The sequence below is a fragment of the Paenibacillus catalpae genome, from assembly GCF_900112695.1.
In the GTDB taxonomy this organism is placed as follows: Bacteria; Bacillota; Bacilli; order Paenibacillales; family Paenibacillaceae; genus Pristimantibacillus; species Pristimantibacillus catalpae.
The window spans coordinates 264,090-275,864 of record NZ_FOMT01000004.1 but is presented as its reverse complement, the minus strand read 5'-3'; the positions used below and the strand labels follow the sequence as shown (position 1 = coordinate 275,864).

General features: G+C 48.9%; 6 protein-coding genes. 4 read left to right on the top strand and 2 right to left on the bottom strand.

What is annotated here, in order from left to right; genetic code table 11:
• The first annotated feature begins 6 nt into the window (after positions 1-6).
• The 4 genes from BM200_RS18990 (at position 7) to BM200_RS18975 (ending at position 4,170) form a co-directional block, all read left to right on the top strand.
• A complete protein-coding gene (locus BM200_RS18990; RefSeq protein ID WP_245773088.1) occupies positions 7-1,089 on the top strand; it encodes a FecCD family ABC transporter permease in 1,083 nt (360 codons plus the stop codon).
• Between the two features lie 3 nt (positions 1,090-1,092).
• The gene (locus BM200_RS18985; RefSeq protein WP_175532926.1) at positions 1,093-2,133 is read left to right on the top strand and encodes a FecCD family ABC transporter permease; all 1,041 of its coding nucleotides are present in this window, start codon (positions 1,093-1,095) and stop codon (positions 2,131-2,133) included.
• 86 nt (positions 2,134-2,219) lie between these two features.
• Entirely contained in the window at positions 2,220-3,059 is an 840-nt protein-coding gene (locus tag BM200_RS18980) for a helix-turn-helix domain-containing protein (protein ID WP_245773087.1), read from the top strand.
• 97 nt (positions 3,060-3,156) lie between these two features.
• Positions 3,157-4,170: an ABC transporter substrate-binding protein gene (locus BM200_RS18975; protein ID WP_091188232.1), complete on the top strand. Its 1,014-nt coding sequence runs from the start codon at positions 3,157-3,159 to the stop codon at positions 4,168-4,170.
• Between the two features lie 114 nt (positions 4,171-4,284).
• Here BM200_RS18975 and BM200_RS18970 read toward each other — a convergent pair whose 3' ends face one another.
• Both BM200_RS18970 and BM200_RS18965 read right to left on the bottom strand, forming a co-directional pair.
• Entirely contained in the window at positions 4,285-4,902 is a 618-nt protein-coding gene (locus BM200_RS18970) for a DUF975 family protein (protein WP_091188231.1), read from the bottom strand.
• A 154-nt stretch (positions 4,903-5,056) separates the two neighbouring features.
• Positions 5,057-11,497, bottom strand: a complete 6,441-nt coding sequence (locus BM200_RS18965; protein WP_091188230.1) for a tandem-95 repeat protein — start codon at positions 11,495-11,497, stop codon at positions 5,057-5,059.
• Between the last annotated feature and the right edge of the window lie 278 nt (positions 11,498-11,775).

Below are 11,775 nucleotides of genomic sequence, written 5' to 3'. Positions count from 1 at the left end.
AACGATATGGCTGATAACTCTAGGCTGCATAACCCGGGGCCGCAATCGGAATCGGCATCAGCTTTAGCTGGCTCAGAAGTGGAACAGATTTATTCCCGCCCTCTGACAGCAATACTTATTATTCTCGGCGGTCTTGTTGCACTGGTGCTCGCTTTAGGATTATCCGTTTCTTTTGGCGCGATGGACATTAAATTCCTGACGGTATGGGAAGCTGTCTTGCACTTCAATCCGGATATGAAGGAGCATCAGGTTATTCGGGAGCTTCGCCTCCCCAGAGTGCTGGGCTGTATGCTTGTTGGCAGTGCCTTTGCTGTTGCAGGCGCGATTATGCAAGGCATGACGCGTAACCCGCTTGCCGATTCAGGACTGCTTGGCCTTAATTCCGGTGCAGGCTTTGCACTGGCTTTATGCTTTGCTTTTGCTCCCGGCCTTTCTTACCCTTATATTATTTTGTTCTCTTTTCTAGGCGCGGCGGTCAGTACAATTATTGTTGTTGCTTTAGGCGCATCCGTTCGCGGCGGCTTAACGCCGATGCGAATGGTATTGGCAGGCGTGACCTTGTCAGCACTCTTGACGGCATTAAGCGAAGGGATTGCATTGTACTTCCGGATCGGTCAGGAGCTGGCCTTCTGGTACGCGGGAGGCGTTGCCGGCATCCGCTGGGAGCAGCTCAAAATCATGTTCCCGTGGGTACTTGCGGCACTAATCGGGGCTATGATTTTGTCCCGTTCAATTACTATGCTTAGCCTTGGGGAAGAAGTATCGAAAGGGCTTGGTCTTCGGACCGGACCCGTTAAGCTGGCCGGTGTTATTATCGTTATTATGCTGGCAGGCTCGGCCGTGTCGGTAGCAGGGGCAGTATCCTTTATCGGACTCTTGGTCCCGCATTTCGCCCGCAAGCTTGTTGGCGTGGATTACAAATGGATTATTCCTACCTCAGCGGTGCTTGGCGCTCTGCTTGTTGTGCTGGCCGATCTGGCGGCAAGAACGGTCCGTCCTCCTTATGAGACACCAATTGGTACAATGATTGCATTGATTGGCGTACCATTCTTCCTGTACCTTGCCAACAAGGAAAGGAGGGAGCTGTAACCGATGAAAGAGACGTCCATGAAAATGTCCCTTGCTGAACAGCAAAGAAGACACCGCAGCATCATCGTTATTTCCTTCCTGTTTATTGGCATTATCGTTGCTTTTCTTATTAGTATGAACACCGGGGTTATACGGATGTCCCCGCTCGATGTACTCAAAACATTGTTTGGCTTCGGGACAACTCAGCAGCATCTTGTCTTATTTGATTTCCGGCTGCCCCGCATCATTATTTCGATTCTGATCGGGATGGGGCTTGCCGTATCCGGTGCCGTTCTTCAGGCTCTGACGCGCAATGCCTTGGCTGATCCCGGTATTATCGGAATTAACTCCGGTGCGGGCATGGTTATCCTGCTCTTTGTTGCCTTTTATGCAACGCCTGCGGCAGCTCCAGTCTATTTATTGCCTATTCTTGCTTGGGCGGGCGGGGGCATTGCGGCTTTACTCGTCTTTATTATTTCGTACCGCAAGCATAAGGGATTGTCGTCTAACCGGCTGGTTCTTAACGGCGTAGCAATCAGCTCGGGCTTCTCGGCGGTGACGATTCTGGTCTCCTTGCGGATTAATCCGGAGCAGTATCAATTCGTGTCCACATGGATAGCCGGCAGCATTTGGAGTAAGGATTGGAACTATGTCATTGCGCTGCTGCCTTTTATCGTTATTTTGCTGCCTTTCGTTTATTACAAGTCGCAAACCATTAATGTCCTTAACCTTGGTCCACCGATGGCTACGGGGCTCGGGGCAGCGGTTGCCAAACAGCAGATTTGGCTTCTCGCCGCTGCCGTTGGTCTGGCAAGCTCTTGTGTTGCCGTAAGCGGCAGCATTGGCTTTGTTGGGCTTATCGCTCCTCATCTGGCAAGACGGCTGGTTGGACAGCGTTATCAGACGCTGCTTCCTGCAACGGCTCTCGTTGGCGGACTACTTGTGCTCGTAGCCGATACGCTTGCCAGGTGGATCTTGCAGCCGGCAGAAATACCGACAGGTATTGTTGTTGCGGTTATAGGAGCTCCATATTTCCTCTACTTAATGTTCCGGACAAAAGGATAAGCGGTAGTTGATCAAAGCCGGTTAGCCCTCTCCGAGGGCTAACCGGTTTTTTTCAGTATGCATAATAGGGTAAAAGGAGTGACGGGATGATGGCTTATCTGCATGAAGAATTGGCTCAGGCATTTGTGAAGCTGCCTATAGAGGTATACGGGGTGTATCGGACGGAACTGGAGTCCGGCGTCATCTATGACGGTCATGTGGATCGCCCGACGACCAAATGTGCCGTTATAATAAGCCTGCGCGGGCAGGCGGAATTTATTTATAACGAAACGGAACGCTTCACCCTGGAGCCGGGGAAAATATTGCTTGGCGGAATGATGAAACGACTCGAAATCCATACTGGCGAGCAAGGGTTCGAATATGGGCTTATTCATTACGTGCCCGTGCGCACGGGGACGGAGGATGCCCAGCGGCTCATTGATGTGAGTATGCTCCATACACCGCAAAGCCCTGAGCTGCTGCAGCTGCTGGAGAAGCTTTTGCAAGCTTCATCGTCGCCGGATGCCATGCTGCTCCTCGAGAAGAAGGCGCTGTTCTACCAGCTGATTAACCGGGTGCTGCAATCCGAACGGACGCAGCAGAACAAAGCGAGCTATCCGCTGATTGAAGAGGCCATGGCTTATATCCATGATCATTTTGACGAGCCCATTACGCTTCATCAGCTGGCGGACCGTTTTGGACTGAAGCCCAAATATTTCTCCTCCTTGTTCCAGCGCTATACGGGTATCGGGCCAATTGATTATCTGATTCAATACCGTATAAACAGAGCCTATGAGCTGCTGATGACGGGGCAATTTACGGTTGCTGCCGTTGCCAGAAGCGTCGGCTATCAGGATGCCTATTACTTCAGCCGGTTGTTTAAGAAGCATAAAGGGACGTCGCCGGGCTATTTCGGCCTGCATCAAAAGCGAAATCGTCCATCATAGAAACAGGAATTTCTCTATTTGCTTTCGCAAGGGGAGATGATAGGATTTGATTGATAATGATAATTGTTATTAATAAGAGATGGAAAGGGAATGAATCATGAAAGCGAAATGGTTTCCAATCATATTAACGGCATTAAGCCTCGTATTGCTGCTAAGTGCCTGCGGCGGCAACAACGCCAACAATAAAACGAATAACGCCGGGAGTGAAGCAGCAAGTACGCCTGAAGCAACAGACGCATCTGAAGCGGCTAAATTCCCGCGCACGATTAAAGATGCGAACGGTGAGGTGACAATCAAGGAACAGCCCAAGAAAATCGCGGTTGTACATTGGGGCTATATCGACTCGCTTCTGCTGTTTAATGTCGATTCGGTAGGACTGGCCCTGCCATTCACAGAGAAGCAGTCCGTGCTTCATTCCGATGAGTACAAGCCTTATGTCGATAAAGTAAAGGATATTCAGATTGTCGGTGAAAACACGCAAGTGAATATGGAGAAGCTGCTGGCTTACGCACCTGATCTCATTCTCGCAGGTAATGCAATTAACAAGGATATTGCAGCCGACCTGACGAAGATTGCTCCTACCGTGATGATTGATGAACAGCAAACGGATGTATGGTCGGACTGGCCTTCACTCGTAACGAAATTCGGCGAAATTCTGGGCCAAGAGGATGTGGCCGAGCAGTATGTATCCAAGTTCAAAGCAGATTTGGCTTCAGCCAAAGAGAAGCTGGCCAATCTGGATGGCAGCGTAGCTTTCGTGCAGGTTCGTGAGAATGAAGTATGGCTGCAAGGTACTAATTATACGAAGCAGTATTATGAGGGCATGGGCCTTAAAGCCCCAGCTTCCGATACGATGACTGAAGGGGAGAAGATTAGTCTGGAAGGACTGAGCGCCCTGGATCCGGATTATTTGTTCCTCGGTTACTTTAACTACAGCGATAAGACCATTCCAGCAGCTACCGCTCAATGGGAAAACAGCGAGGTATGGAAGAAGCTGAAGGCTGTAACGAATAATCATGTCTATGGCATTAACGGCGAGCTTGCGTTGGGCTATGGTCCAATCGGCAATAGCTACGGGGTCAAAGCGGTCCTGGAGGCTCTTCAGAAGTAATAAACGGAGAAAAAGAATAGGGCAGTTTCAAAAACCGCTTGGTTTTTGGAACTGCCCTATTTCGCGCGAGCTAACGAAACGTCATATCCTTATTTGGCTGCTGTCTACTTTTCGTTAGAACGAATCTGGGTGGGGTGGAGGAATTATTCTGCCTGTGATTTCATCGTAGAAATGAGCCTGAGTTACAAAGAAATACGGGTAGAGCCAAAGGAATCCGATGCCAAAAGTAAGGAGTGCAAGGAACACCCATCCAATAAACGTAAGATGAAGCACAAAAAGCTTCCACTTGCGGCCCTTCATTAATTGCTTGCTTTGACGAATGGCTTCAAGCGCTCCGATATCGGGATTGTCCTGAAGAATGTAATAAGCTTGCGAGTAGCGATAATAAGCAATGATGCCTGGAATAATGAACAGGAGCGACCAAAGCAACGTAAAGATGGTCATGAAAAAATAAACACCAAGGGCTTTAAGGAAATGTGAAAAGCCGCTAAATACTTCGCTGATCGGAGGGCCTTCTTTTCTCGCGATGCCAACAAAGAAGATGATAAAGCCAAGCGTAAGTGCCCCTGTAGTGAGGAATTGCACGATATAGCCTACAAACGGAATAAGGGTAAATATCCCGATTAGTCCGGCAACTATTCCGTATACAATAAGGGCTAGGATTGATTTCCCCCAATTGCCCTGCAGGCTCTCTCTTGCTCTTGCGCGAAGTTCTGAATACGTTACGTTCATTGCGAAAATACACTCTCCTATTTTTTTGTATAAATACCATTTCGGTAAAAGTCCTCTATTTATTTAGACTAATGACCTAATTTCCGTTACGAAATATTCGGGAGAAGAAAGGCCGGTAGTCCTTCAGTTCAAGGAATACCGGCCTAATCTGTTGTTACTTCACGTTGTCATCCAATGCTTTCACGAAATGCTCGTTGCCGTCCGAAGTGCGTGTAGCTTCGTGGCTTCTTGTTGCTTCTTCAACTTGACCAAACGCCCAGTTGCTCTTCGCAACATCCGGGAAGGATGGTTCAACCCCGGTCAACGGTCCTCTGTACAAGAGGCGGTTAATCAAGGTTACCGCTTCAAGACGGACGATGTCTTTGCCCGGTTGGAAGGTGCCGTCCGGATAACCCGTTGTCAGGCCGTTACGGAACAAGGCCTCAATCGCTGCGCTTGACCAGCGTCCTTCGCTGTCTCCGAATTGCGGTGTAATCGGCATGGATGTCTCAAGCTTCAAGTAGCGGACCATAACCGTAGCCAATTCCTCACGGGTAACCGCTTGATTCGGATGGAAGGTGCCGTCTGCGAAGCCTTTGAAGATGCCGCTGTCCGTTACGATCCGGATATAACCGCTTGCCCAGTGGGTGGACGGTACATCATCGTAATCAGCTTTCAGCGTTGTCGATCCGCCGTTAAGCAGGCGTGCGATAATCGCTGCGAGCTCGCCGCGGGTGAGCTTCTGGCTTGGTTTGAATTTGCCGTCAGGGAAGCCAAGAATGTAGCGCTGGTGCTTAACAATCTCTTCTCCGGTCTTGAACAGCAATACCTTCACGGATGCTTTTGCCGCTTCAGGGTTCAGCAGCGCTTGGTTTGCTTTACCTTCAGCGGAGATCGTCACGAGAAGCTCTGTCTCCTTAATGGACGGATACTTCACTTCTACATGGCGTGTGCCTTTATCTCCGATATTCAGATCGCCGACATTCCAGGTTACGGTATTGCCGTCCGCCTTGCCGCCGTCTGCATTCGTTACAACCGTGCCTGCGGGAAGAGTCAGCGTAACGGTTGCTCCTGTTGCTTGTTTAGTACCGTTGTTCAGGTACTCCACCTTAATCTTGCCTGCTGTATTCTCTTCCTGTCTGTCCTTGTCTACCGATACGTTAACAACAACGTTAGGCTTGCCGGTAGATACGCTTGCCTTGGACATTTGAATATCATGGCGGACAATTGCGAACTCGACTGGAATCGTTGGGCTCGTGTAAGTGATATAGCCTGGAGCCGTTGCTACGATGTAGTAATCGGTTGTCGGGTATACCATGTACGCGTATTTACCGCCGTCTTTACTTGTCTGCGGGTTCGCGTTGTCGTTAGGGGCAAAGCCAACGATAGCAGGAAGGGTAACTTCCGTGTCAGGCGTATTGCCGTTTGTAATATTGCGTGCCGTATTCGCGTAGTACAGCTTCACCGTTGCTCCGTCAATTGCAGCGTGGGTAGCAATGTCGGTAATGTCACCGTACGGGTCAATCAGCTCGCTCAGGATGTTCATTTCGCCATCGGCTGCCAGCTTGATCTTTGGCAGCGTGCCGTTATTGTCAACGGCGTTAATAATGATGTCTTTGAAGGCGCCCGGATGTTCCGCATCAGGAACCTTGAAGATAATGGCAATCTGATATTCCGTATTCAGCTCGAGGCCTGGAATATTGAATACACCGTCAGCCGTCAAAGGCGCTGTATATTCACGGTGGTCCGGTGCAGGGCCGATCAGCTTCACGGTTACCTGATTCATGAACTGCTGATTCAGCATGTCATTTTGTCCGGTCGGAAGCTTTTGTGTAAGGATGCCGGTAACGGTCTTGGTCGACTCGAATACTTCACCCGCACGGCCGCTTACTTCACCAACTTCAACGGTTTGTTTGAAGGAGACTTCTTTGGTCTCATTGCCCACTTGAACCGTCTTAATCACTTCAATATTGTAGCTTTCGTCACCGCGTGGTACAGCGATGTTGTACTTGCCGTCCGCGTCGGTAATCGCTTCGGCTGCGAAATCGATAATGCCGTCGCCGTCAAAGTCTTTTGTAATTTTGACAACAGCACCTGCAACGATTGTGCGTGTGCCGTTATCCGTTGTTGCAACAACACCTGTTACAGAGGCAGGCTCAAACGTAATGATGATCTGCTCCTGCGCGTAAATGCTGCGTTCAACGTCATTAGCCGTAGCTGTTACCGGAACGCTTTGCGATAAAATACCTTCGATCTTGGACGATTGATATTGAATCGTTGCTTTACCCGCTGCATCCGTAACAGCATTCGGGGAACCAATAAAGGTTCCAAGCGAAGCCGAGAAGGTGATGTTGACGTCTTTGAGCGGTTTGCCGTCAATGTCAGTCAGAACAGCCGTCAGCTTCGAAATGGTGTGGCCGTCGCCTACGATGGAGCTAGGGTTAGCGCTCAGCTTCAAGATGTATTTCACCAGCTCAAAGTTCTGATGAACGGTAGTATCAGCTGCTTGTCCAGGCAGGGCGTTAATCACTTGATTACGGGATGCATAGCCCTGCTTCTCTACAACAACCAGGTAATGCTCGGTACGTACATTCGGGAAGCTGTAGTAACCAGAAGCATTTGTTGTTGTATCAGCTACTTTATTGGTTCCTGTCGGGTCATACAGAGTTACCTTTGCTCCTTCAATAGGTGCTTGGGTATTGCGATCTTTAACCGTTCCGTCAATGGATACGGTGCGGATCACCGTAAAGTTATTGTTTTGCAGCTTGGAAGCAGGTTCTGCCGGTAATGTCGTTTCACCCTTCGAAGAGGTGAAGGTTACCGCATGAGCTCCGCTTGCTGCTTCTGCTGGAAGACGATATTGCACGTTTTCCCATTTCTTGAATCCGTCTGTTAAGTAAGTCTCTTCATTAGCCAGTGTTAAAGTCAACGTATCATTCTCGGTGCCGTTATCCGGGCCGTCGAAGTCAAAGGCTGCTTTAACCGTTGTTGCCGAAATATCTGTAATGGCAGAGATCTTCAGCGGTTTGTTTGGAGCTACTGTCCACTCGGATGTATCCGTTACGCTGCGGTCGCCAACCCATCCGTCTAGAAGACGAACAGTAATGGAAATTTTTGCAGTATTGGAATCCAGGGAGCCGTCGGTTGCTTTAAACGTAAAGCTGTCTGTGCTGCCGTAACCTGCATTAGGCGTATACGTGTATGTGCCGTCGTTGTTAATAACAACCTTACCATGCGCCGGCTGTGTCACAACCGAGAAGGTGAGGGGATCGCCATCAACGTCTTGGGCAATCAAGCTGTCCGTTACGCTCAAGCCGGAATCAACAACCGCGGAGTCGTCAGATGCAGTTGGTGCATCATTTATTGCAGTAACCGTAAGGTCCACAGTTGCTGGAGCAGAATCCGAAGTGCCGTCATTAGCCTTGAATGTGAAGCTGTCCGGACCGTTGTAGTTAGGATCTGGCGTATACGTATAAGTGCCGTCCGGATTCAATACCACTGTGCCATGCTCAGGCTCCGTCACGATAACGTAGGTTGGAGTTGTGCCATCCACATCACCGCCGGTTACTGTGCCGGTTACCGGTTGATCCTCAGACGTTGTATTGCTTCCCGCATTTGCTGTTGGTGCATCGTTTACAGGCGTTACGGTAATGCTGACAGTCGCTTCAGGTGAAACAAGCTTGCCGTCATTTGCTTTAAAAGTGAAGCTGTCCGGGCCGTTGTAATTCGGATTCGGTGTGTAAGTAAAGGTGCCGTCTTGGTTGAAAGTAAGCGTGCCGTGATCCGGCTCATTCACAAGCGTATAGGTCAAGGAATCGCCGTCAACATCGCTTGCTTTTACTTTGTCGATCACCGGCGTATCCTCTGCAGTGCTGACGGTGCTGTTCTCCGAACCAGGAGCATCATTCACCGGAGTGACCGTGATCGTAACCGTCGCTGGTGCGGAGTCCAATGCCCCATCATTCGCTTTAAAGGTAAAACTGTCGGTACCGTTAAAGTTTAAATTCGGCGTATACGTATAAGTGCCATCCGCATTAAACGTTAACGTACCATTAGCTGGGCCGGTAACAAGAGAATAAGTCAGCGTACTGCTGTCAATGTCCTGTCCGGTCACGCTGCCACTTACTGCGGTATCTTCGGCAGTTGTCTTGCTGGAGGCATCAGCAGTTGGCGCGTCGTTTACAGCTGTAATTGTGATGCTGATTGATGCCGTATTCGAATCTTCCGAGCCGTCATTCGCTTTAAACGTAAAGCTGTCGGCACCATTGTAATTGGCATCAGGCGTGTAGGTGAACGTACCGTTCGGGTTCATGGTTACATCGCCGTGGGAAGGCTCGCCAACTATCGAATACTGCAGGTTATCACCGTCGCCATCCGTTGCATGAACGCTGCCGTTAAGAGGTTTATCTTCCTCGGTTTGCAGAGAATCGTTCTGAGCAGCTGGTGCTTCATTTACTTCGTTAACCGTGATGGTTACTGTAGCAGGAGCGGAGTCTAATTCTCCATCGTTCGCTACAAAAGTAAAGCTGTCCGAACCGGAGTAGTTCGAATTTGGCGTATAGGTGTAAGTGCCGTCGCTGTTCAAGACGACCGTACCATTTACAGGAGCTGTATCAAGGCTATAAGTAAGTGCTGTTCCTTCAGCATCCTGTCCTGTTACCGTTCCGCTCACAGGTACATTCTCGTCAGTGGTCTTGCTTGAATTATTCGCAGTAGGCTTATCATTTACTGCATTAATCGTCAAGCTAACGGTCGCGACATTGGAGTCGGCTTTGCCGTCATTCGCTTTATAAGTAAAGCTGTCGGCACCGTTGTAGTTAGCATTTGGTGTATAGGTAAAGGTTCCGTCTTGGTTCATCGTTAATGTGCCGTTAACCGGCGATGTAACAACGGAATAAGAGAGCGGATTGTTGTCGCCGTCTGTTGCCGTTACCGAACCGTTAACCGGAGTATCTTCATTAGTACTTTCACTGCCATCTTGTGCTGCTGGTGCAGCATTAGGTGCTTCCGTTACCGTGATGGTGACGGTAGCCTTATTAGACTCATCAGTGTCATCATGGGCTGTGAAAGTAAAGGTGTCTGTTCCGATAAAGCCGTCGTCAGGCGTATATTTGTAAGTTCCTAACACCGGATCTAGTTCAGCTGTACCGTGCTGCGGTTCATCTTGTTTGAGGAAATGCAATATATCTTCATCGATATCCGATGCTGATACCGTGCCATCTACCGGCGTGCCTTCCTCGGTGCTTGTACTGGAATCATTGGCTACAGGCTTATCATTAACCGGGTTAACCGTTAGGTCAACCGCAGATGTACCCGAGTCAAGCGAACCATCGTTTACCTTGTAAGTAAAGCTGTCCGGACCGTTGTAATTCGCATTTGGCGAGTATGTAAAAGATCCGTTCGGATTCAGAGTCAAAATGCCGTGCGTAGGAGCAGTTACAAGAGAATAAGTGATTGAATCACCATCAGCGTCGTTGCCTTTATCGCTAAGGGATTTGTTGAAGACCGTATCTTCATCCCCCTCAAAACCAGCATTCTCCGCAGTTGGCTTCGTGTTTACCTTATCGGTTGTATCATTTGCCGTCTTGGCCGGATTTCCCTGCACATTGACGGTATCTGCGGATACGGTAATAGTTCCGTATTTCAGGTCGGAGAAATCAAGCTGAACGGAGTATTTTCCGTCTGTTCCAACGTTTGTTGCATAGTTCCGTTCTGTGTTCGAGGAATCCTTCACCGTAAGAGTGACAGGTTGTCCAACACCAGCGGTAGTCGAGCCTGAAACTTTTACAGAGCTGAGAGTATCTTGGCCTGCGGTCAGTTTGCCGTCTCCGCCGTCATCAATCGTAACATCGATTGTTGGGGAGGAAGCGTTGTCTACTTGTACCGGATTAGTAAAATTACCGCCCGGAGCACCAAAGTTGATGGAAAACTGCCGTTGACTTAGGCTGTTGGTATTACCGATGACAAGATCCAGTGCGCTAACAGGCGCGGTATAGTTGACGATAGCCGACGCCGTGTTGTCGAATGTAGTTCCGTTCAGGGAAGAGTTTCTTCCCGCAAACTTCGTTCTGCCGCTGGAGCCGGGGCCAATGACAAGCTGTGTAGGATTATTCACAGAATAGCTTGCAAAACCAGACATCTCGATATATTCCTTAGCCGATGCACTGCTGCCGTCAATATCGATTAGCGTCACAAAGAAGTTCTTGATCGAAACCGGATCGCCGGTTGCCTGATCAATAAAGTCAAAGTGGAAGGTCAGATAACCGGTTCCAGAGCCAGTTGTTACCCAGGGGTTAAACCGCTCATCAAAGCCTGTCCCGGCATTATCCAATACATTGTTGTGCAGTGATGCACCGGTGGTTGCTTCCTTAATGGTAACTTTGGCATCAACCGTTATGCCGTCTCTTTTAATCACGTTGGTGTACCTGTAGATTGCATCCTTATTCCCGGTTACACCGGAAACCAAGGTAGGTGTACCCAAATTCATCGCATTGCTCTTGATGTCAACGACATTTACTGCTGCTTTGGAGGCAGTTGGATGCGTGACTGCGAGCATGACACCCAGTACAAGGAGCAACAGTGCAATTCTTGTAAAGGCTGATGATCGAGCCAACATAGATTCACTTCCTTTCTTCTTTTATAGTAAAATCTCGATGAGTCAAATTTAGGTAATTAGACCCCGTCATTCGACACCAATCTAGTACTAAATAACTATAATAGACAGCAGACGACAGCGTCAACACGAAAGTTTCTAGTTTTATCCATTTTTACTTAAAGCGATGAACACCCTTAATTTGGAATTAAATAAAATTAAAATGGAGTAAATTACCAATTGAATGTTGTGTGGGAAATATAGGGATACATTCTTGCGATTCACTATAAAAAGTTAAGTAA